This window comes from Paenarthrobacter nitroguajacolicus (assembly GCF_007786235.1).
Taxonomy (GTDB): Bacteria; Actinomycetota; Actinomycetes; order Actinomycetales; family Micrococcaceae; genus Arthrobacter; species Arthrobacter nitroguajacolicus_A.
Genome location: NZ_VNFK01000021.1, coordinates 55,224 through 78,059 on the forward strand (window position 1 = coordinate 55,224; position 22,836 = coordinate 78,059).

Annotated in this window: 18 protein-coding genes and 1 pseudogene; 11 read left to right on the forward strand and 8 right to left on the reverse strand. The window is 63.1% G+C overall.

Annotated elements, in window-relative coordinates; translation table 11 throughout:
- Positions 1–2 precede the first annotated feature (2 nt).
- The gene (purU, locus tag FQP90_RS20450) at positions 3–899 is read left to right on the forward strand and encodes a formyltetrahydrofolate deformylase (protein ID WP_144652904.1); all 897 of its coding nucleotides are present in this window, start codon (positions 3–5) and stop codon (positions 897–899) included.
- A 93-nt stretch (positions 900–992) separates the two neighbouring features.
- Here the strand turns inward: purU and FQP90_RS20455 are convergent, their stop codons facing one another.
- Positions 993–2,456, reverse strand: coding sequence for a PucR family transcriptional regulator (locus FQP90_RS20455; protein ID WP_144652905.1), 1,464 nt, complete (start codon positions 2,454–2,456; stop codon positions 993–995).
- Positions 2,457–2,564: 108 nt separating this feature from the next.
- Between FQP90_RS20455 and FQP90_RS20460 the strand changes: the two genes are divergently transcribed.
- Positions 2,565–4,094, forward strand: coding sequence for a purine-cytosine permease family protein (locus FQP90_RS20460; RefSeq protein WP_144652906.1), 1,530 nt, complete (start codon positions 2,565–2,567; stop codon positions 4,092–4,094).
- Positions 4,091–5,062: a polysaccharide deacetylase family protein gene (locus FQP90_RS20465; protein ID WP_144652907.1), complete on the forward strand. Its 972-nt coding sequence runs from the start codon at positions 4,091–4,093 to the stop codon at positions 5,060–5,062. Before FQP90_RS20460 ends, FQP90_RS20465 begins: the two co-directional genes overlap by 4 nt.
- A gap of 75 nt (positions 5,063–5,137) precedes the next feature.
- Here the strand turns inward: FQP90_RS20465 and FQP90_RS20470 are convergent, their stop codons facing one another.
- The 3 genes from FQP90_RS20470 to FQP90_RS20480 all read right to left on the reverse strand — a co-directional run bounded on the left by FQP90_RS20470 (position 5,138) and on the right by FQP90_RS20480 (position 7,825).
- A complete protein-coding gene (locus FQP90_RS20470) occupies positions 5,138–5,641 on the reverse strand; it encodes a DUF456 domain-containing protein (RefSeq protein ID WP_014923055.1) in 504 nt (167 codons plus the stop codon).
- A 103-nt stretch (positions 5,642–5,744) separates the two neighbouring features.
- Complete coding sequence (locus FQP90_RS20475; RefSeq protein WP_144652908.1) at positions 5,745–6,935, reverse strand: NAD(P)-dependent malic enzyme; 1,191 nt, start codon at positions 6,933–6,935, stop codon at positions 5,745–5,747.
- A gap of 281 nt (positions 6,936–7,216) precedes the next feature.
- Positions 7,217–7,825, reverse strand: a complete 609-nt coding sequence (locus FQP90_RS20480; RefSeq protein ID WP_144652909.1) for a TetR/AcrR family transcriptional regulator — start codon at positions 7,823–7,825, stop codon at positions 7,217–7,219.
- A gap of 205 nt (positions 7,826–8,030) precedes the next feature.
- On the opposite strand from FQP90_RS20480, the gene FQP90_RS20485 reads away from it, so the two are divergent.
- From FQP90_RS20485 to FQP90_RS20505, 5 genes are all read left to right on the forward strand, one after another.
- Complete coding sequence (locus FQP90_RS20485) at positions 8,031–9,158, forward strand: FG-GAP repeat domain-containing protein (protein WP_144652910.1); 1,128 nt, start codon at positions 8,031–8,033, stop codon at positions 9,156–9,158.
- A 51-nt stretch (positions 9,159–9,209) separates the two neighbouring features.
- Positions 9,210–10,358 (forward strand): FG-GAP repeat domain-containing protein, encoded by a 1,149-nt coding sequence (locus FQP90_RS20490; protein WP_144652911.1) that lies wholly within the window; start codon positions 9,210–9,212, stop codon positions 10,356–10,358.
- Positions 10,359–10,373: 15 nt separating this feature from the next.
- On the forward strand, positions 10,374–12,221 hold the full coding sequence (locus FQP90_RS20495) for an FG-GAP-like repeat-containing protein (protein ID WP_144652912.1): 1,848 nt from the start codon (positions 10,374–10,376) through the stop codon (positions 12,219–12,221).
- Between the two features lie 142 nt (positions 12,222–12,363).
- Positions 12,364–13,647: an FG-GAP repeat domain-containing protein gene (locus FQP90_RS20500; RefSeq protein ID WP_144652913.1), complete on the forward strand. Its 1,284-nt coding sequence runs from the start codon at positions 12,364–12,366 to the stop codon at positions 13,645–13,647.
- A 158-nt stretch (positions 13,648–13,805) separates the two neighbouring features.
- Positions 13,806–14,996, forward strand: coding sequence for an FG-GAP-like repeat-containing protein (locus tag FQP90_RS20505; RefSeq protein ID WP_244296892.1), 1,191 nt, complete (start codon positions 13,806–13,808; stop codon positions 14,994–14,996).
- A gap of 2 nt (positions 14,997–14,998) precedes the next feature.
- Here FQP90_RS20505 and FQP90_RS20510 read toward each other — a convergent pair whose 3' ends face one another.
- Complete coding sequence (locus tag FQP90_RS20510) at positions 14,999–16,303, reverse strand: MFS transporter (RefSeq protein WP_144652915.1); 1,305 nt, start codon at positions 16,301–16,303, stop codon at positions 14,999–15,001.
- A gap of 158 nt (positions 16,304–16,461) precedes the next feature.
- Between FQP90_RS20510 and rraA the strand changes: the two genes are divergently transcribed.
- The 3 genes from rraA to FQP90_RS20525 all read left to right on the forward strand — a co-directional run bounded on the left by rraA (position 16,462) and on the right by FQP90_RS20525 (position 20,685).
- The gene (rraA, locus tag FQP90_RS20515; protein WP_144652916.1) at positions 16,462–16,935 is read left to right on the forward strand and encodes a ribonuclease E activity regulator RraA; all 474 of its coding nucleotides are present in this window, start codon (positions 16,462–16,464) and stop codon (positions 16,933–16,935) included.
- Positions 16,936–17,067: 132 nt separating this feature from the next.
- A complete protein-coding gene (locus FQP90_RS20520) occupies positions 17,068–18,720 on the forward strand; it encodes an MDR family MFS transporter (RefSeq protein WP_144652917.1) in 1,653 nt (550 codons plus the stop codon).
- Between the two features lie 495 nt (positions 18,721–19,215).
- Positions 19,216–20,685, forward strand: coding sequence for a sugar porter family MFS transporter (locus FQP90_RS20525; RefSeq protein ID WP_144652918.1), 1,470 nt, complete (start codon positions 19,216–19,218; stop codon positions 20,683–20,685).
- Between the two features lie 48 nt (positions 20,686–20,733).
- Here the strand turns inward: FQP90_RS20525 and FQP90_RS20530 are convergent, their stop codons facing one another.
- The 3 genes and pseudogenes from FQP90_RS20530 to FQP90_RS23685 form a co-directional block, all read right to left on the reverse strand.
- Positions 20,734–21,972, reverse strand: coding sequence for an MFS transporter (locus tag FQP90_RS20530; RefSeq protein WP_144652919.1), 1,239 nt, complete (start codon positions 21,970–21,972; stop codon positions 20,734–20,736).
- Between the two features lie 29 nt (positions 21,973–22,001).
- Positions 22,002–22,445 carry a MarR family winged helix-turn-helix transcriptional regulator gene (locus FQP90_RS20535; protein WP_144652920.1) on the reverse strand — a complete coding sequence of 148 codons (444 nt, stop codon included), beginning with the start codon at positions 22,443–22,445 and terminating at the stop codon, positions 22,002–22,004.
- 60 nt (positions 22,446–22,505) lie between these two features.
- Positions 22,506–22,836 (reverse strand): annotated as a pseudogene (locus FQP90_RS23685) (HNH endonuclease); the annotation flags it as partial.

Below are 22,836 nucleotides of genomic sequence, written 5' to 3' on the forward strand. Positions count from 1 at the left end.
CCATGACTGCCATCCAAACTGAAACGTCCGCTGTTTCTTCCGAGACCACCGTGGAACACGTGTTGACCCTCGACTGTCCGGAGGGGCCCGGAATCGTCCACGCCGTGTCCGGCTTCCTGCTGGAACACGGCTGCGACATCATCGACAACAAGCAGTTCGGCGATCGCGCCGAGGCGCACTTCTTCATGCGCGTGCATTTCGCGTCCGACGGCGATGCCTCCACGCTTGATGCGCTGCGGGAGGCTTTCGCCCCGGTCGGCGAGAAGTACGCCATGAACTGGCAGCTGGAGCGTCAGGGGTCCAAGCGCAAGGTGCTGATCATGGTCTCGAAGTTCGGGCACTGCCTGAACGACCTCCTGTTCCGTGCCCGGATTGGTGAGCTCCCGATCGATGTGGTGGGCGTCGTCTCCAACCACACCGATCACCAGGGCATTGTGGAGTGGCACGGGATTCCGTTCTTCCATGTGCCAGTCACCGCCGCCACCAAGCCGGCGGCCGAGGCGCGTTTGCTGGAACTCATCGACGAACTCGACGTGGAACTCATTGTGCTGGCGCGCTACATGCAGGTGCTCAGCGATGACCTTGCCCGGAAGCTCGATGGCCGGGCAATCAACATCCACCACTCGTTCCTGCCGAGCTTCAAGGGCGCCAAGCCGTACCACCAGGCATACGCGCGCGGCGTTAAAACTGTTGGCGCCACCGCCCACTACGTCAATGGCGAGCTGGATGAAGGACCCATCATCGCCCAGCAGGTAGTGGAGGTGGACCACACGTTCGGACCGGACGATCTCGTAGCCGCCGGTCGGGACACCGAATGCAAGGCCCTCAGCAACGCCGTTCGTTGGCACTGCGAGGGGCGGATCATCCTGAATGGGAATAGGACGATTGTGTTGAAGTAGGACCTTGCTGCGCCGAGATCGCGGGTCCGCTGCACGTTCGCCGTTCCGCAACGGCGAAGTGGTCAGTGGACCCGCGAATTGGCGTTTAAGGAGCTACAGCCGCTCCAACCGGGTAGCCAAATGCAACGCTGCAAGCCGCCCCGATCCCCGGGGATCTCCTCCGCACAGCTCAAAGATCCGCTGAAGACGGTGGTGCAAGGACTGCCGCTCCAGGTGCAATTCCCGGGCGGCCTGGGCCGTGTTGCAGCCCGTATCCAACCAGACAGCCAAGGTCCGCATCAGTTCGGACTTCTTCAGGCGGTCATGCTCGACGACGGCACCCAACTGCCGCAGCACAAACCCCTCGCGGGTGGCCGGGTCCAGGGATTCGCCAGCCAGGAGTTCAACGGCGAGGGTGTCTGCATCCACCACTCCGCGTCCAGTCGTATCGAGGTCGAAGGCTCTCCTTGCTTCAGCCAATGACCACGGCGCTTCGGAAATACCCCTGCCCGTCGGGCCCACAGCCACCACGGACCCTGATGGCACGTCGAGTGCCCGCAGCGCTTCCAGCAACATCTGCCGGGTGGCACTCCCGCCCAGGGAGGCGAGCGCGATCAGCTCCGCGTTATTGGCGTAGCTCGCACTGTGCGGGACGCAGCCGCGGAGCAGCGCGTCAACGGCCGGACGCAGATGTCCCGCGCTGGTGGATCGAATCACGACGGCGGCCACCGCACCATCCACGGGGAAGCCTGACGCCGGTCCAAGCTGTTGCAGCTGCCACTCCTGGCTTCCGGAATTGATGGCCCGCATGAGCTCGATGCCTGCCAGTTCCTTCAATCCCGGAGGCATGCGCTGCAGCAGCGCCAGGCCAAGGATGTCCACGGACCGTTCGCCGGCCACGCGCGCGAGGCCGGCATCGCCGCCGTCGGGCATTTTCACCTCGAGCCGAGCGGCAAGGACGCCCCGCACCGGCACGTCCACCACGGTGACGCTGCCGTCGTCGGACGAAAAGGTGCCGCCGGCCGCCCCGAGCGTGAGGCCCGACGGCGAGACCAGCCTGGCGCTGGCGCCTGTCCTTTCGGCCAACACAGCGAGGAGTTGATCGAGTCCGCCGCCGTGGGCAAGTTCGGCGGCCATGGCATGGCTTGCCTGGTCACCGCGCTGGAGGTGCTCTACGGATTCACTCACCAGCAGCGAATTGATTTCCTGCATCACGCCGACGAACGGGACTACCTGACGGAGCTCGATGACTGGCAATCCGGCAGCCTCGGCGACCTCCAACATGGCCGCAGGCACTTCGGGCAGGGCCGGACCCGTCTCGAGGGCCAGTGCAGCGACTCCCCGGGCCGCGAGGTCGCGGACATAGTCAGCCTGCCGTTCTGCCGTCACGCCGGCGAGCGCCTGCCCACCACTGAGGAGCAGTTCGCCGCCGCTGAGGAGCGGAGCGATGTCCAGGACCTCGCTGGAGTGCACCCATCGGACAGGCCGGGCCAGCGTCTCCGGCACGTCATTGAGCAGCTTCGGTTCGGCAGATCTGAGGCTTTGGTACTCCAGAGCCGCGCCCAGCAGAATCGGCATGACGCTCCGTACGGTTTGGGGTGATTTGTTTAGACACATCGTATCTTGTTGCTGTGATGTGGCGCACATACGCTGAAAGGGTCCCTTTCACACACGGAGGCTCTCCCCATGCAAGACAACCTCTCCCCTTCGCCTTCACCTTCAGCGCAGTCAGGGCCAGCAACGGCGCCGGCCCATGACAGCGAAGCCTGGCTCCAACCCATCCCCGAATCAGACCGCACCCGCAAGGTTTCCGGACAGTTCTGGATCTGGGCCGGCGCCAATCTTGCCCCTATCAACTGGGTGCTGGGTGCACTGGGCATCCATCTGGGCCTCGGCTTCGCAGACACCGTGATAGTCCTGGTCCTGGGAAACCTGATCGGCATGCTCTTATTCGGATGCTTCGTCCTCCTTGGACAAAAGACCGGTGCCACAGGAATGGTTCTGGCCCGGGCGGCTTTTGGCCGCCGTGGCAACTACCTGCCGGCAGCGATCCAGGCACTTCTGGTCATCGGGTGGTGCGCCGTCAACACCTGGATCATCCTGGACCTGGTCATGGCGCTCTTCGGAACCCTCGGCTGGGTGGATCCCAACGCACAGAACTGCGCTTGGAAGATCGGCGTCGCCACGGCCATCATGGCCGCGCAGGTCGCCATCGCCTGGTTCGGCTACAAAGCCATCGCGGCCTTTGAGAAGTGGACGGTTCCGCCCACCATCATCATCCTGGCCGTGATGTCCGCCGTGGCCTGGTTCGGCATGAAGATCGACTGGGGCTACGCAGGACCGGCCGGCAACATCCTCGAAGGCTCAGAGCGGATCGCCGCCATGAGCGCAGTCATGACCGCCATCGGTATCGGCTGGGGCATCACCTGGTTCACCTACGCCGCCGACTACTCCCGCTTCGTCAGCACCTCGGTTCCCAAGCGCAAGCTCTACCTGGCCTCGGTCCTCGGCCAGTTCATCCCCGTCGTCTGGCTGGGCATCCTCGGCGCAAGCTTGGCCACCAACAGCGGCGAGATCGATCCCGGCAAGCTGATTGTCCAAAACTTCGGAGTTCTTGCCCTCCCCGTACTGCTCATGGTGCTGCACGGCCCCATCGCTACCAACATCCTGAACATCTACACCTTCTCCGTTGCCACCCAGGCCTTGGACATCAACATCAGCCGCCGCAAGCTGAACTTGTTCGTGGGCGTCTTCTCGCTCATCGCCGTCGTGTTCTTCATCTTCCAGGAGGACTTCGCAGCAGTGCTCGACGCCTGGCTGATCGGCCTGGTCGCCTGGGTTGCTGCTTGGGGCGGAGTCATGCTGGTGCACTACTTCTGGCTTGAGAAGCGCTGGCCGGCGAAGGTGGATCGGCTCTTCGACGGCGTCGGCACCCACCGGCTTCCCGTCATCAACTGGGCCGGAATCGTATCCCTCCTGGTGGGCATCTTCTCCACGTGGCTGTTCATGTACGGCCTGGTTCCCGCCATGCAGGGCCCCATCGCCGTCGCCTTGGGCGGTTGGGACCTTTCGTGGCTGGCCGGCGGGCTCACCAGCGCCGCTGCCTACGCGATCCTGGGCCCCCGCGCACACAAAAAGTACCTTCTCGCGGACTCGAACCACGTATCAGTGACACAGCCAGCCGCACCTTCAGTTCCCGAAAGGACCACAGCATGAACCAGCCCGCCTTCGCTGATGCGCTCCACCCGATCATGTGGCCCGAGGGCTTCCAGGCCGCAGCGTCCTTCACCTTCGACGTCGATGCCGAGTCCTGCACCATCGCCCATGACCCCTCCAGCACGCGGCGCATGTCCCTCATGAGCCACCAGTCCTATGGGCCAAAGATAGCTGTTCCCCGATTGCTGCAGATCCTGGATCGACAGGACATCCAAGGTACGTTCTTCATCCCGGGGTTCACGGCAGAGAGCTACCCTGACGTGGTGCGCAGGATCGCTGATGCCGGGCACGAAATCGCCCATCACGGCTATCTGCACGAACCAATGCAGGGCATTGATGCCGCCACCGAAGCCAGCTACCTGGATCGCGGCCTCGAGGCACTCGCCAACGTAGCCGGCATCCGCCCGGTGGGCTACCGGGCACCTTGGTGGGAGTTGAACTGGCAATCGCCGGCCCTGCTCGCGGACCGTGGCTTCCTCTACGATTCAAGCCTGCTCGACGGCGACGCCCCCTACCGGATGGCCGTCGCCGAGGACGACCCGCGGGACATCGTGGAAATCCCCGTGGATTGGGCACTGGACGACTGGGAGCAATACGGTTTCTACCCCGGAGTCACGGGCAGTGGCGTCATTGAGAGCCCGGCCAAGGCACTTGAGATGTGGACCTTGGAGGCCGAGGCCCACCACTCCCAGGGCAGCTGTTTCGTCCTCACCAACCACCCGTTCATCTCCGGCCGGCCATCCCGCGCCGTGGCCTTGGAACAGCTGATCGAACGGGTCAAGGACCTGGACGGCATGTGGGTCACCACCTTGGCCGAGATTGCCCGGCACACCAAGGACACAATCCGGGAAGTCCACTCGCACGCCCGGATCGATATCCCACTGTTCCCTGGCGCGGGAGCAACGTTCCGCGCAGCGGAAGTCAAGGTGCCCACCGGAGTGCCCACCGGAGCGCCCACCCTCCGCTAAAAACATCGCCGAGTTGGCAAAAGATGACAATGTTGAAGCTTGGAACTGTCACCTAATGCCAACTCGGCGGGGGTTTTAACCGTTGACGGCGTTGATCCACACTCCGATGATCCACGTGCTCGCGGCTGCGCATGCGAGACCGAACTCCACCAGGATGCCGATACCCGTGGCCTTGAGCGCGGCACCACTTGAACGGACGGCCGTCCGGAAATCACGCGTCCGCTGAACTTCGCTCAGGAGAAGCCCAACGGCGAAGCCCACAAAGAGGCCCACCACCGGAATGACGAACATTCCCACGACGCCCAGGACGACGCCGATCAGCACCGACCTGTTGGGAATGCCGTGCTGTTTCAGCTTGCGTCCGGTCAGCACCGCACTGGCGGCCATTCCAGCCACCACAAACACCATTCCGACGGCGAAGATCACCCAGCCCAGCGGTCCTGCGCCTCCCCAGATAGCCCACGCCAGCAGGCTCGCGCCGATGAGGATACTGCCCGGAAGCACGGGAATGATGGTTCCGGCCACGCCGACTGCGATGGCCAGGCCGCACAGGATGGTCACGATAAGTTCGGCATTCATGGCCCAAGTCTATGGGCCGCTAATCCATGCGCCTTTAACGACGACGACGGCGACGCTCCCCGCCCGGGAAGCGTCGCCGTCGTCGGTCTTGCGTAGGTAACCGCTACTCGGTGACTGCGGCCGCAACAGCCGCGGTGACCGCCGGTGCCACACGGGCATCCAGCGGGCTCGGCACGATGTAGTCCGCCGAGAGGTCTTCCGCCGCCAACTCAGCGATGGCGTTGGCGGCAGCGATCTTCATGGCGGGCGTGATGCGGCGGGCGCCGGCATCGAGGGCGCCGCGGAAGATGCCCGGGAAGGCCAGGACGTTGTTGATCTGGTTGGGGAAATCGCTGCGGCCGGTGGCAACTACGGCTGCGTACTGCTGGGCGACCTCGGGAAGGACTTCCGGGTCCGGGTTGGACAAAGCGAACACGATCGACTGGTGGTTCATGAGCTTCAAGTGCTCTTCGTCCAGCTTGGAGGAGGAGACGCCGACGAAGACATCGGCGCCCGTGAGTGCCTCGCCCGGGCCGCCCGTGATGCCGCGGGGGTTGGTGCGCTGGGCGATGCGGGCCTTGACGGAGCCGGAGTCGGCAACGAGGTCGGCACGGTTGGCATCCACAACACCCTTGGAATCGAGCAGGACGACGTCCTTGATGCCTACCGCCAGGAGGATCTCGGCGATGGCGATGCCTGCGGCGCCGGCGCCGGAGACCACAACCTTCAGGCCGGCGAGTTCGCGCTGGGTCACCTTGGCGGCGTTGGTCAGCGCGGCGAGGACCACGACGGCGGTTCCGTGCTGGTCGTCGTGCATAACGGGGCAATCAAGGGCTTCGATGAGGCGCTCTTCGAGTTCGAAGCAGCGCGGGGCCGAGATGTCTTCGAGGTTCACGGCGCCGAAGCTGGGGCGGAGGCGGACCAGGGTCTCAATGATCTCGTCAACATCGGTGGTGTTGAGAACCAAGGGGATGGAGTCGAGGTCGCCGAAGGACTTGAAGAGAGCGGATTTGCCCTCCATGACGGGCAGTGAGGCGCTCGGCCCGATGTTGCCAAGGCCAAGGACGGCGGTGCCGTCGCTGACCACAACAACCAGGCGCTCGGCCCAGGTGTGCGTGCGGGCGAGCTCGGGGTTGGCGTGGATGGCGCGGCTGACCTGGGCAACGCCCGGTGTGTACGCGATGGAGAGGTCACGCTTGTTGTTCAGTGGAACGGTGCTGGAGATGGTCAGCTTACCGCCCTCGTGTGCGGCGAAGATCTCTTCTTCGCTCAGTACCAGGGCGTCATTGTCAGTGGCAATTGTCTCGATGGACACGTCTTTGTCTCCTCAGGCTAGCCGTGGACCCACGGCATGATTCGGGCAGGAACAGAACTGCTGGTGCGGGCCAAGGGTGGCTGGCCCGGCGTTGCTTCTGCAGGTAGGGGGCTGCTAGCCGCTTCGGTGTTTCCAGCCTAGGGAAGCGTCGGGGGTACAAGATTCAATACCAAGAGAGACGATTCGAGAGTAAAACGTTCAACCTGCGCTTAATGTGATCCAGGTCATGAGAAAAACCGTGTTCTGAGATCACTCCGGTCTAGACCACCGGTCAAAAACCGTCACTCTCCAGTCAAAAGCGTGCAGGCTTTCTTCAGATCCTTCTCGGCTTCAAAGAGGGACAGCCTGCGGCACCGAACTGCTTGGACCAATCCGCTGACCAGGTGCAGCAAGATTCGGGCCCTGACGGTGTCATTGCCATTGTCCTTGCTCAGCGAACCGACCACTTCTTCTGACAGGGCATCGATCTCGCGGAGCAACTGCGCCGAATCGTCATCCTTACCCGCGGGCCGGATCAGGCAGTGCTCCACACCCGGTTGCATGACCCGGAGGTGGAAGATCTCCATCATCAATCCCGCGAGCGCATGCCCCTTGCCCTCGCGCCGGCGAACGCCGTCCCGGAGCTCCCGCAACTGCTGCCTGTAGACGGCCAGCATCAGGTGGGCCGTGGAAGGGAAGTAACGGTACAGCGTGCCCAGCGGAACATCAGCGCGGGCCGCAACGTCGGAAAGGCTCAAGGTATCGAACTGCCGCTGCGCGAACCCGGCCGCCGTCTTCAGGATGCGGGCATAGCGCAGCTGCTGTCGCGGCGTGGTGGGCGCGGCAGCCATACGGGGCAACCCCGTGGTCAGGTCAAGGGAGTACGGTTCCAGTGAGTTTGATACGGGCATTTCCGGCGATCTCTTGGCAGGCTGACAAGGAAGCGGCCGGCTGGAGTTCAAGACCCGCGGCTGGCCGATCGCATCAATGATACGGGAGCTAAATGACCGTTTCCTGAGAACTCTCCTGGCCTGAAGGGTTCATGCCGTTCCCGGTTATTGCGCTGACCCGCACATACACTGCAGGAAGGTTAGGGGCGGTCTACGGGAGGAACACATGCGGACATTACGACGCCGGATGGCAGCAACGCTGCTGACCGCCACTGTGGCGGCCATGGCACTTGGCCCCCTGCCGGCGTCGGCCGCAATAAGCAGCGGACCCGACCCCATACTCAACAGTGAAGCGTTCGTCGGCCAGACACTGACCGCAGACATCGGCCCATACACCTTCTACGGATGCGGCGGCGGGAAGGGCCCGGACTTCACCGTCTACTGGACCCGGGATGGTTTCCTGGTGGCAGGCGAGACAGCGCGGAGCTATGCATTGCAACCCGACGACACCGGAGCCCGGATGGCCGTCCACGTCACTGCCAGCAAAACCGCCTGCGGCGGAGAATCGCTGCACAGCGACGAGAGCAAGCCCGTGGGAGCCGCGAACCGCGCAGCCGGCTTCACAGGCCGCAGCTTCGAACTCCTTGCCCGCGCCAATGACGGCGCCCTGCAGCTGTACGGCCGCAAGGGCAACGCCTGGGAGGCCGCCCGGACCGTGGGGTGGGGCTGGAACATCTTCAACACCGTTCTCTCCCCGGGAGACTTCAACGGCGATGGCAAGGGCGATGTGATCGCGCGGGATGCGGCAGGAACCTTGTACCTCTATGCGGGTGATGGAACCGGCGGATGGAAACCGGCCCAGACCATCGGCAAGGGCTGGAACATCTTCGACTCCATCGTCAGCCCCGGCGACTTCAACGGCGACGGCCACAACGACATCCTTGCCCGCGAACCAAACGGCGCCCTTTACCTGTACCCAGGGAATGGTTCCGGTGGCTGGTTGGCGCGGACCGCCGTCGGGCAAGGCTGGCAAGTGATGGACGCTCTACTGACGCCGGGCGACTTCAACGGTGACGGCAAGGTGGACGTGCTCGCGCGCGACCGCAGCGGATACCTGTACTTCTACGGCGGCAACGGGGCAGGCGGATGGACACGCTCGTGGCTGATCGGCGTCGGATGGAACGCGCTGAAGGCGGCCGGCGGGGCCGGCGACTTCGACAATGACGGTTTCAATGACGTGTACGGCGTCGATCAGCAGGGCCGCCTGGTGATCTACTACGGCAACGGCCGCACCGGATGGCGCGGCTCCGAGGTCGCGGGAAACGGCTGGGGCGGTTTCACGGCGATCTTCTAGAGGAATCCCCATCGCGGTAGAATTAGCCGCATAAAGTCTGGGGAGGACATCATGAACGCACCAACACGCCCTACGTCAGGTGTGCGCCGAATGGTGGCTGGGATAGCCGCGGCCGTCGTTGCCGCCATAGCTTTCGCACCCGCGCCCGCCATGGCCACCATGGATCCCTCGAATCCAGTGATTCACGGTGCGCCGTTTGTAGGCTCTACGCTCACCCTTGAAATCGATCCTGCCTCCTACCGTGGCTGCGGCGCGGCCGCCGGCCCGGACTACAGCATCTACTGGACCCGCGACGGCGTTCGAGCCCAAGACCACTGGGCCTGGTGGACCTACACGCTCGATGAATCAGATCGTGGCAAGACCATCGCCGCCCACGTCGTAGCCAGCCAGAACGGGTGCGATCCGCAGGAAGTCTCCAGCGAGGAGACCGCGCCGATCTCCGCGTCCAACCGGGCCAACGGCTTCACCGGTCGGGGCGCCTATGAGATGCTGGCCCGCCGCGCCGACGGCACCCTCATGATGTATCCCCGCGTCAGCAACGCCTGGGAATCTCCCCGCACCGTTGGACCGGGCTGGAACGCCTTCGGAACCGTGGTCTCCCCCGGTGATTTCAACGGCGACGGCGCCAACGACATCCTCGCCAAGGATTCGGCAGGAAACCTCTTCCTCTACGCAGGAACAGGTGACGGCGGCTTCTTGGCCGGACGCCAAGTGGGCAGCGGATGGAATGCCTTCAACTCCATCGTGTCCCCGGGCGACTTCAACGGCGACGGCCACAACGACATTCTCGCCCGCGACTCCGGCGGCCTCCTCTACCTCTACCCCGGCAACGGCGACGGCGGCTGGCTGACCCGGTCCGTTGTGGGCAGCGGCTGGAATGTGGTCAACAGGATCATCACCCCCGGCGACTTCGATGGCGACAACAACGTGGACGTCGTCGCCCGTGACACCGCCGGCGCCCTGCGCCTCTACAAGGGCAATGGGGCTGGAGGCTGGGCCGGAATGGCCGTCGTCGGACAGGGCTGGGGTGGAATGACCACCATCGGCGCGGCCGGCGACATCGACGGCAACGGAAATGCGGACGTTTACGCAGTGGATGGATCCGGCCAGTTGCTTGCCTATTATGGCGACGGCGACGGCGGCTGGAATGGCGCCGTCGCCATCGGCTGGGGCTGGGGCGGGTTCAACGCAGTCTTCTAGGGTTTGGGGGAAACAATGGCGGCAATTTTTGCACTGCGCCCGGCACCGATGACCGGTTTGCGCATCCTCATGGCAGCCCTGCTGTGCGTTGCCCTCGCCATCATGGTCCCCGCGCCGCGCGCTTCAGCGGCGGGCGCCAGCGTTCCCATCCCCACGGTCGTGACCCGGACATCGCCGGCAACCGTGGTCCCGGGAAATACCATCTCGTTGTCCTTCACCCTGAGCGGCCCCGCCCAGGAAGTGGGCTTCACCTACGTCAACGAGGACACCCTTGAGCAGGCCACCCTGTACGGGCCCACCAGCCAAGCGCCCGGGCCGTACAGTGCGCAAGCCAAAGTGCCGGTGAACGGAAGCGCCTTCAAGCGAACAGGCCGATACAAGCTCCTCAGCGTCAGCGTTGTGCTTGTTTCCGGACAAGGCTCCGTGCGCTACGGCCGCGACGGTAACGTCACGTTCCTCAGCCCGGGCCTTGAAGCACCCACGCAGCGTCCCGGCGCCTTGGACGGCGTCGATTTTGCGGTCAACAACCCCAATTTTCCGCTGGTGGACAATCCCAACAAAAAGGCCCCGGTCATCAGCGGAGTGGCGCGATACGACCAAGTGCTGACCACGGACAACGGCTCATGGACGTACCCACCCACTGGTTTCGCCTACCAATGGCTCCGCAACGGCCAACCGATCACTGGCGGCACGCTCAACAGCTACAGGGTGGTGGAAGCCGACTTGGACCAAACCCTCTCAGTTCGGGTCACTGCCACACGGGCAGGCTACCGGGCCGTGTCTGCATCCTCGCTCCCGCTGACACCCACCTCGCCCATCACAGCGACTGCTCCCACACTCCAAGGCAAGATGACGGTTGGTGAGAAACTCACCGGCGTCTTCAACGAAGCCAGTGTCTCCACGGGCACCGCCGGAGGGCCCGTCAGCGTCAAGTATGAATGGGTGCGGAACGGAACCCCAATCAACGGGGCCACCGCCAAAACCTACACGTTGACCGCGGCCGACCGCGGCGCCGTCGTGGGTTTCCGTGCAGTAGTCCAAGCCGGCAACCCGGCGACAGCAACGCGGCCGTTCACGGCCTTCAGCCGCACCGTGGTGCGGAACAAATCCCACACAGCAGGTTTCGACGCCGGGACCTCCTTGGACCTCTTCGCGCGGAACGCCGCGGCGAACCTTCTTCTCTACCCGACAGACGGCGCCGGCCGCTGGCAAACAGCGAAAACCATCGGCTATGGCTGGGACGTTTTTGACCTGGTGTTCAATGCCGGCGACTTCAACTCGGACGGTTTCAATGACGTCATAGCCCGTGACGACGCCGGTACCTTGTTCCTTTACCCCGGCAACGGGACCGGTGGCTGGCTGCCCCGCAAAGAGATCGGCTGGGGCTGGGACGTTTTCGACTCCGTCATCGCCGCGGGCGACTTCTCAGGAGATGGCAACAACGACCTCCTGGGCCGGACACCCTCAGGTGCGCTGGTGCTCTATCCCGGCAACGGCGTCGGTGGTTTCCGTTCCCCAGGAGCGGTTGGCCAGGGCTGGGACGCCCTCAACCAAGTCTTTTCTCCCGGTGACTTCGATGGCGACGGCAACCCCGACGTCATGGGCCGGGACAGCGCCGGAAACCTCCGACTGTACGGCGGCAACGGCAACGGGGGCTGGACCACGGCGAAGGCCATCGGCACCGGCTGGAACGTCATGTCCCGCATCGGCGGCGCCGGCGATTTCAACGGCGACGGATTCAACGATGTCTGGGCGATCGACGGCTCCAGCCAGCTGAACATGTACTACGGAAATGGCGCGGGCGGCTGGAAAGGCGCAGGCGTCGTTGGTTGGGGCTGGGGCGGGTTCACCGCGGTGTTCTAAGCCGATTTCGGTTGAGTTTAGGATTTGACTTGTCTTTTCCCCAATTTTTGCCAGCAAATTCCCAGACTGTGGTTCGGCCAATGTACTCTCAATTCACTTACACCCGCCGGCCATCTGGGACCGGCCCTGAATTGGGGGAACCATGGGGAGCACTCCTCTGCGCCGTGTGCGCAACTGGCTGGCCGCATTTGCGGGCAGCATCGTTTTGGTCGGAGGGCTGGGTTTCGCCCCGGCAGCGCACGCCGATGACACCTTCGCACCTGTTCCAGTGGCCGTCTCAACGACGCCGGATTCGATTGCTGCAGGAGGACAAGCAACATCCAGGGTTACCGTCCAGGCCTCCGGTCCCATCACTGACGTTTATGTCCTGTTCCGGAACACAGCCACCGGCAAACTCCACACGCAGATGACGCAGGGCTCGTACAGCGCTGCTGACTCGACGTACACGTTCGATGTCTTCTTTGCCCAGGGCACCCCTCCGGGGACCTATCTTGCCCAGTACATGCAGATCCAAACTGCGGCCGGTCAGGAACTCGGATACTGGCGTGATGGTTCGTTGATCCACAACCCAGGCAACCTCCCGGCTTCGGGGACCGCGGCGGTGTCCTTGGAGCCCTTGGATTTCAACTACGTGACTCCCGTGGACATTGATCGTCCGCACACGTCGGGCTTCTACCGTGCTGAGTACTGGGATCCGTACACCATGAGCTTGTTCATCCGTGACTCATGGGGTCGCTTGGGCTTGTTCCCCACCGGTGGAAACGGTACGTGGCAGCAAGCCTACGAGGTCGGCTCGGGATGGAACATCTTTAACACCATATTCTCGGCCGGCGACTTCAACAACGACGGCGAAAATGATGTGATCGCCCGTGACAGCGCCGGATCGCTCTTCCTCTATCCATCCAATGGCGGCGGTGGCTGGCATGCGCGGCAGCAGATCGGCTGGGGTTGGGGAATCTTCAACTCCATCTTTGCCGCTGGCGACTTCAGCGGCGACGGCAACAACGACCTCCTTGCACGCAAATCTTCCGGTGAGCTGGTCCTGTATCCGGGCAATGGACATGGCGGCTTCCTGGCAGCCTCGACAGTCGGATGGGGCTGGGGCGGCATGACGTCCGTCTTCTCTCCCGGGGACTTCAACGGCGATCACAAGCCAGACGTTTTGGCCCGCGACGCGGCTGGAAACCTTCGCTTCTACGGTGGCAACGGCCACGGGGGATGGACTACCAGCGGCGTGATCGGCCAAGGCTGGAACGCGATCACCAAGCTGGGCGGCGCCGGCGATTTCGACGGAGACAGAGCCAATGATGTCTGGGGCATCGACACGTCGGGTCAGATGCGGATGTACTACGGCAACGGCTCAGGCGGCTGGAAGACCTCGGCAGTGGTCGGTTGGGGCTGGGGCGGCTTCAACGCTGTCTTCTAGAAACCTGCGTTACTTCGACCTATAGGCCCCGCCCGATGGATTCGGGCGGGGCCTGCAGTTCCCAACTCATCTACGGCTGCCCGAGGCAGCCTCTTTCCTGGAGGAATCCTTTGGAGACGAGCACTCCTTTGCCTACCGTTGCGCGCAGGCGACGGCGTTTGTTTTCGGTTCTTGCCGCGTCCGTGGTGGCGGGTCTGCTCGTCACCTCGGCGCTGCCTGCGGAGGCGGCTGTTCAAGCCGGTGCGGTACCGGCCCGTTACGTCTACATCAGCGGCACACCCAGGTTGGGCGGCGACCCAACCGTCGGTGGATTACTGAAAGTGGATGTCTCGAATACGTTTGCCCACGTATCGCCCGAGGGTGGGTCCGCGTCGGTTTCCTATTCCTGGACCCGCGACGGCGTGGTGATTCCCGGGGCAGGCGGCCCAACCTATCGCGCAACTTCGGCCGACTTGGGACGTGTCGTCGCGGCATCTGTCACGGTTACGTACGATGCCGATTCTGTAAGCACGATCCAAGCCGCTCACCCGCTTCGGGTAGGAGCAGCTGCCCGTGCCCGCGGATTCAACGGAGACGGCACGCTGGATATCTTCGCCCGTGATTCCTCCGGCCGTTTGTTGCTCTACCCCACGGACGGGCACGGCAACTGGCAGCCAACCCAAGTGATCGGTTGGGGTTGGAACAACTTCAACTTGCTGGTGTCGCCCGGTGACTTCGACGGCGACGGCACCGTAGACGTCATGGCACGGGATGCCCAGGGACGGCTCTTCCTGTACCAAGGAAACGGTTCTGGTGGTTGGAAGAAGGCACTCCAAATTGGGCAGGGGTGGCAGGGCTTTGCGGATCTCATCACCCCCGGAGACTTCAACGGAGACGGCTCCAACGACATCCTTGCAAAGGACAACGCAGGCAATCTGGTCCTCTATCCGGGCAACGGTCGCGGTGGTTGGCTTACCCCGCGCAAGATCGGTCAAGGATGGGAACGCCACTATGCCGTCGGTGCCGGACATTTCCTGGGTACGCCAGACCTCGTTGTTCTCACCCGCCCCTTCTGGGGAAACCTGGAGGTGCGAACCACGCACCGAAACGGGTGGTTTGAAGAATATGGCCTGCCTGGTGGTTTTGCCGGCTCCATCGGATGGGGCTGGGAGTCAGTGGCACGAATCGGCGTAGCCGGTGACTTCAACGGCGATGGAAATTCCGACGTCTACGGAATAGACAGCAGCGGTCGGCTCACGATGTATCTGGGCGACACATCGGGTTACTCGCACTACGGCATCGCCGGTTTCCGATGGAAGGGTTCCCCGACCGTCGGCTGGGGCTGGGGTAGTTTCACCGCCGTCTTCTAGGCCTAGTCCACGCTCTTAATCTTGACCACGAACACGGCCCCCAAGAGGCCGATGACTGCGGCGGCTACGTACAACGAGACGTAGCCGCCCCAGTAGGCCACAAATGGGTAGGCGATCAACGGTGCAACCACCTGCGGCAGCGAGTTCGCGATGTTGATGATCCCCAGGTCCCGACCGCGGTCCATGGCGGTGGGCAGGACCTGTGTAATCAGCGCGAAGTCCACGGCAAGGTAGGCTCCGAACCCGATGCCCAGCACTATTGCGCCGGCCAGTCCGCCGATCCACGTGGGCGCAAATGCGAGGATCAGCGACGCCACCGCGATGATGACGGATGACGCTATGACCAGCGGCTTGCGCTTTCCCATCCTGTCGCTCAACCTACCGCCCAGGACGCTGGTGATGATCACCGTGATGGCGTAAAGGCCGGTGAGGATGAGAACGCCGAATTCTGGTTTGATACCTTCGGTTTCCTCCAGGTGCACGGCATCACTGAGGAAGAAGAGCAAATACAGCGTGACCATGTGGTTGCCCGTACTGACCAAGAGCCTGGTCATCCAGGCCCACGCAAAGTCCGGATAGCGTTTGGGCGAGACCCAGAAGCCCTTGAGGAATGTCGCCAGTTGGAACGCGGGACGCTCGCTTGGCGGCAGGGGCTGATCGTCGCTCTTGAAAAGATAAAGCACGACGCCGGCCAGCAGCGCTGCGGCACACACCCAGTACCCAGCGGCGAAGTTACCGGCAACGACGGCGGCGATCACCGCGCCGACGAGAATACCCACCGTCTGCCCCATGGCAGCCAGTCCGCCCACAGTTCCGCGCTGCGGCACCGGAACGCGATCCGGCACAGCGGCAGTGATGGCGGCGTACATGGCGTTGGCTCCGGCCTGCACAAGGCACCACAGCAAAGTCATCACGGCAACATTGGGAGCACCCGCCAGGGCGACCAACGCAACAGCTCCCAGGATGGCACCCATGAGTACCCATGGAACACGGCGGCCGAACCGGGATGTCGTGCGATCACTAAAGGCACCAAACAAGGGGTTCGCGACCATGGAAACGGCAGCGCCACAGCCGGTCACCAATGCCAGGATGGCTTCCTTCTGCCCATCGTCGAAGTGGGCTGCCTGCTGGCCCAACAGCACTTGCAACGGACCGAAGAATGCCGCGTTGATGCCCAGATTAACCAGCACCACGCCGGTGACCCAGATCGGCCGAACACGGGCGACAGGCTCTGCGAGCGCCGTGGTGGTCCCACCGCGGACAACAGCAGGATCCGGCACCGGACCCGGCAGGTCGGACAAGCTCATGGCAGGTTCCCCCTAGATTCATTGATTGGATTCAGCCTAGCGCGGCGGGAGTACACAAAACCGCCGTCCAACTTTTTTCCACATACGCCCAACTGCTGCCGTGCCGTCACGCTGTTACAGGGGCTAGTGTGGCCTCAAACCGACAGAGGAGCAGCACTGTGAGCGAGCACGTGAATACAGCCGATCTCTACGACGAGCGCGGCGAAGAGCTGGAATCCATAGCCGTCCAATTTCAGAATCTCGGTGGCCACTCACACTTCAGTGGCCCGGTCCGCACCATCCGGTGTTTCGAAGATAACGCCTTGGTGAAAACTGTCCTCAGTACTCCTGGTGAAGGCGCCGTGCTTGTCATCGATGGGCAGGGCTCCCTCCGGACCGCACTCATGGGGGACATGATTGCCGAAAGCGCCGTGGCCAACGGCTGGTCCGGCGTGGTGATCAACGGCGCCATCCGGGATCGTGAGGCAATCTCCCGCCTGCCGCTCGGCGTCAAGGCGCTCGGCAGCAACCCCAAGAAGAGCGCCAAGACAGGTGTCGGCGAAGTGGATGTGCAGCTGGTGATTGACCGCGTCCGCATCCAGCCGGGTGTGATGATCTTCTGCGATCCGGACGGCATCCTGGTGGAGCGCTGAACCTACCGGCACGGCCGACTCAATGCCAGGGCCCAAGAAATATTCTCCCCTCGGGAATCAACGGGGCCGTATGATAGTTACTGAAAGCAACTATCCTGCTTAAGCCCCTTTTCTGCCATCTCTGGAGAAGATATGTCCAAAACCACGCCCGTCCGGGCCGCCGGAGAGGTCCTGACCCATCGTCAGACCCTCACCGTCATGGTGGGACTCATGCTCGGCATGTTCCTGTCCTCGCTGGACCAGACCATCGTTTCCACGTCCATCTACACCATCGCCAACGACCTCGATGGCCTCTCGCTCCAGGCGTGGGCCACCACCGCGTACCTCATCACGTCAACGGTGAGCACGCCGCTCTACGGAAAGCTCAGCGATATCTTTGGGCGGCGTCCGCTGTACCTCGTTGCCATCGTGATTTTCCTGGCTGGCTCGCTGTATGCAGGGTCGGTCCACTCCATGACCGAACTGGCAATCGCGCGCGGCATCCAGGGCCTTGGTGCCGGCGGTTTGCTGGCACTGGCACTCACCATCATCGGTGACATCGTGGCATTGAAGGACAGGGCCAAGTACCAGGGCTACTTCATGTCGGTCTTCGGCATCTCGTCCGTGCTCGGTCCGGTGATTGGCGGCGCGTTCGCCGGCTCGTCCAACATCCTGGGCTTCGATGGCTGGCGCTGGGTGTTCTTCATCAACCTGCCCATTGGCCTCGCCGCGCTGGTGGTGGTCTTCCTGTATCTTCACCTGCCCGCCCGGCATGTGAAGCAGAAGATTGACTACTGGGGTGCCGCCGCCATTACTTTGGCCATCGTGCCGTTGCTGCTGGTTGCCGAACAGGGCCGCACCTGGGGTTGGGCGTCCGCCGGATCGTGGCTCTGCTACGGACTCGGCGTGATCGGCATCGTCGCGTTCCTGCTCGCCGAGAAGCGCGCCGGTGACTACGCACTGATTCCGTTGCGCCTCTTCAAGAACATGACCTTTGGGTTGTCATCGCTGTTGAACTTCATCATCGGCATCGGCATGTTCGGCGCCATCGCCATGCTGCCCATGTACCTGCAGCTGGTGAAGGGCCTCACCCCCACCGAGGCCGGCCTGATGATGATCACGTTTACTGTGGGCATCCTCTTCGGGTCCATCTCGGCAGGCCGCACCATCTCATCGTCCGGCGTCTACCGGATCTTCCCCATCATGGGCACAGCCATCCTGGCAGCTGCCGCCACTGTCATGGGCCTCGTCCTTGGAGTCGACACCGGGCTATGGGTCCCCGGACTGATTGCGGTGTTCTTCGGCGTCGGCCTGGGCTTCTGCATGCAACCCCTGACACTCGCCATGCAGGTTTCAGTTCCTCCCAAGGACATGGGCGTTGGCACCTCCACGGCTGCGTTCTTCCGCTCCATGGGTGGTGCCGTTGGCACCGCCGTATTCATCTCCATGCTGTTCAGCACAGCGGCGGACAAGATCGCCGATGGCATGAAGACCGCCGCCGCCAGCCCGGATTACCAGGCTGTAATGCGTGACCCCGCTGTAGCTTCGGACCCCGCGAACGCCAAGCTCTTCGACTTCTTTAAGAACGGCGCCAACAACGAGTCCCTGAACGACACCAGCTGGCTCCACACGGCCAACAGCACGCTCACCAGGCCGATCACCGAGGGCTTCGCCCAAGCAATTGACGTGGTCATGCTGACCGCGGCCGGGCTGATGATCATCGCGTTCCTGATCAGCTTCGCGTTGCCGAACAAGAAGCTGACGGATCCCAAGGCCGCGGCCAAGGAATCTGTTCCGGCTCACTAGGTTCAGACCTTGCGAGTTCAGGCCTTGCGAGTTCAGACCTGCGCACTCAGTGCACGGTTTAGCAGATACCGGCAGTTAGACACAGAACGGCAGGCAGTCTCCGGACAGCCTGCCGTTCTTGTGCTGTGCAGCGGTATTAGTGAGCGGCCCGAACGAGCCGGTGGGCCTGCTCCACGTCGCCGCGAAGGTCCCAGCTGGTCAGGAGCAGCGGAATCCGAGAGCCACGGGCCGTCGTCGTACTTTGTGTTCAATAAGTGGATCCAAAGAAGGGGATTGGCACTCGAAACCGCCCCCTCGCGGCTCCCAGAGAACGTTCAGCTCACGGCCAGAGCCCATTGGGTTAAGAAAGTGAATGCATGTCACGTCCATCACTTGACTGGAACTTGGCGGATATGACGTGCCACACTGTGTAGCGCGAGTGCACCGGCGTCCCCGTCGGAATTGCCGACGACGTCCCGCACCGCAATCCCACACACCATTCCCCAAGGGAGACCCATGTCCAGTCCCAGCACCGAAGGCGCGCCCCAAGTTTCCCGGAAGGTGATCGGCCTGGCCGTCGCCGGCGCGGTGGGTGGATTCCTTTTCGGCTTTGATTCGTCCGTGGTGAACGGTGCCGTTGATGCCATGGCAGACGAGTTCGTTATGAGCGAGGCCCTCACCGGGTTCGCCGTCGCTGTCGCTTTGCTGGGTTGTGCCGCAGGCGCCTACTTGGCCGGTAAGGTAGCCGACCGTTATGGCCGCATCCCCGCCATGAAGATCGGCGCCCTGCTCTTTCTGGTGAGCGCAGTTGGAACCGGCTTGGCGTTCAGCGTCTGGGATCTGATCTTCTGGCGCTTGGTGGGCGGCCTGGGCATTGGGCTGGCGTCCGTGATTGCCCCCGCCTACATTTCCGAGATCTCCCCGCGGCACGTACGCGGCCGCTTGGCTTCACTCCAGCAACTCGCCATCACCACCGGCATCTTCGCAGCACTGCTTTCGGACGCTGTGCTTGCCAACTCGGCCGGCGGCGCCGACGGCACGTTGTGGTTTGGCATCGAAGCCTGGCGCTGGATGTTTATCGCCTGCGCCGTGCCCGCCGCTGTCTACGGCTGGATCGCCTTCCGCCTGCCGGAGTCGCCGCACTTCCTGGTGCTCAACGGCAAAGAAGACCAAGCCCGCACCATCTTCAACAAGCTGATTCCCGGCGACGATATCGAACGGCACATCCGCGAGATCCGCGAATCCATCCAGCAGGAAAAGCTCTCCACCAAGAAGGGCTCGCTACGCGGTAACCGGTTCGGACTGCTGCCCGTGGTGTGGATCGGCATCATCCTCTCCGTGCTGCAGCAGTTCGTCGGCATCAACGTGATCTTCTACTACTCCACCACCTTGTGGAAGGCCGTCGGATTCCAGGAGAAAGACTCCCTGACAATCTCCGTCGCCACGTCCGTCACCAACATCCTTGTCACGCTCGTGGCTATCGCCTTGGTGGACCGCATTGGCCGCCGGCCCATCCTGCTCACAGGCTCCGTCGGTATGGCAGCGTCGCTTGGTGTCATGGCATTGGCTTTCTCCTCGGCTACGGGTACGGGTTCGGAGATTTCCCTGCCAGGTGCGTGGGGTCCCGTAGCGCTCGTTGCGGCAAACGTGTTCGTGATCAGCTTCGGTGCCTCGTGGGGTCCGCTCGTGTGGGTGCTGCTGGGCGAGATCTTCCCATCCCGAATCCGCGCCCGCGCGCTCGGCCTGGCCGCTGCTGCACAGTGGATCGCAAACTTTGCGATCACACTCAGCTTCCCCATCATGGCCGCTGGTTCGCTGCCGCTGACGTACGCCATGTACGCGGCGTTCGCTGCGGCGTCGTTCTTCTTTGTGATGTTCAAGGTTCCCGAGACGAATGGCATGTCCCTTGAACAGGCCGAGACGCTGTTCGTCCCCAAGGGAGCGCCGGTGGCGCCACTGCCGGTCCCCTCGGACGAATCCAAGTAGTGACACAACGAGCCCCGCGGAATACCGCGGGGCTCGTTTTTTGGTGTATTAGACCAGGTGCGGCTCGTGCGACGATAGGTAGCTGCGGCCGCCGAAGGCGATAAGGATGGCGATCACCATGGCCGCCGCACCGGCGAAGAACGGCACCTGCGGGCCGAAGTGCTCGCCAAGCTGGGCTGCCGCGAACGGGGCCAGCGCACCGCCCATCCACCGCACAAAGTTGTAGCCGGCCGACGCGACCGGACGCGGCGAATCGGAGACACCCATGGCCAGTTCGGTGTAAACCGTGTTGTTGATGCCCAGCAGGGCACCTGCCACGATGACGAGCACGACGACGGCAGTCACCGAGTGCCCAGCGGCCAGTCCGAGGCCAATCAAGTCGAGCATGAGGACGCCCAGAGTGCCGGTGAGGACTTTAACGGCGCCAAAGCGCTTCTGGAGTACGGGAGCGACGAACACCGAGAACACGGCTACGGCAACGCCCCAGCCGAAGAACACTCCCCCAATCCCGTACGCATCCATTCCCAGGATGAAGGGGGTGAAGGCCAGGATGGTGAAGAAGCCGTAGTTGTAGAAGAGTGCGCTGGCTGCGGTGGTGCGGAGACCCTTGTGACCAAGCGCAAGGAGCGGATCCCTGAGACGGGACTTCTTTGCGGGAGCAGCTGTTTTGGGTAGCAAAGCCAGCAGGGCAATGAACGCGGCGGCCATGAGGACTGCCGTGCCGAAGAACGGTGCACGCCACTGCCAACCTCCCAGCAAGGCACCGAGCAATGGGCCGAGCGAGATGCCGAGGCCGAGGGCGGCTTCGTAGAGGATGATGGCGGTGCCAGTTCCGCCACTGGCCACACCAACGATCACAGCCAGGGCAGTTGCGACGAACAATGCATTGCCGAGACCCCACCCTGCACGGAAGCCCACCAACTGTTCGACACTGCCGGAGAGCCCGGACAACGACGCGAAGACCACGATGATCGCCAGACCGATCAACAGCGTCTTCTTTCCACCGATCCTCGAGGACACGAACCCGCTGATCAGCATCGCAACCGCAGTCACCAGGAAGTAACTGGTGAACAGCAACGACACTTCACTGGTGGACGCCTCCAGGTTCTTGGCGATCGCCGGGAGGATCGGGTCCACGAGCCCGATGCCCATGAAGGCGAAAACGGCCGCCAGGGCCGTGGCCCACACCGCCTTGGGCTGTTTGAGCAGTGAAGCCTTTTCGGCCTCAAGGGTGGTCTCGATGGTTGTTTCGGCGCTTGCTGAAGCGTCAGCCAACTGGCGTGACATTCAATTGCTCCTTGTCGGTGCGTTAATTCCTATTTCTGGAATGAGCTGTTGATCTTGCTGATGACGGGAAGTGCCGCGGCCAGCTGCTCGATCTCCTGTTTACTGAGGCCCTGCAGCAGCTCGGCCACCATGGCATTGCGCCGCTGGTTGGCATACTCGACGGCGGCGGTCCCGGCTTGGGTGATGGCCACTTGGACAGCGCGGGAATCGTCGGGGTCAGGCTGGCGGGTCACCAGGCCGACGCGCTCAAGCTTGATGATCTGCTCGGTGGCACTCGGGACTTTGATCCCCAAATTCTTGGCGATGTCTCCCACACGGAGACCACCGTCCGAGATCATGGAGAGCAAGCTCAGCTGCGCGGCAGTAAGGTCACCCTCCGGGTCCAGTCGACGAAACATGTAGACACCCAAACGCAGTGCCTCACGAAATTCCTGCGCGAGGTCGGTGAGGCGGGGATCGAAAGTATCGCTCATATTTAGGTAGCCTAATAGTTAGGTGCCCTAACAGTCAAGCTTTGGACTGCACCCCTCTGCCTAAGTGTGGGCGCGGTTCCGTTCCAACTCCCGACGCGGTCGCAGGCCGCTTCGCGAATCAGGGCTTCGCGGATCAGCACTTCCCGACTCCGATGCTTCCACCGGCACCGATGTAGCCAGGGCCGCCTTGGTCCTCGCGCGCGGTGAAGTCGCCGAGCGTGCATGTCCCGGCAGGGGTGGGGCTGTGGATCGGTAGGTGTGGCCTGTGGGTGTGGTGATTTCGAGGGTGTGGGTGCCTGGTGTGTCTGTTGGCGTGGTTTTGCTTCTCCAGCCGGGGGTTTCTTTGGTGTGGTTGCAGGCTTCGCAGAGCCCGGCGCCGTTGCTCAGGGTG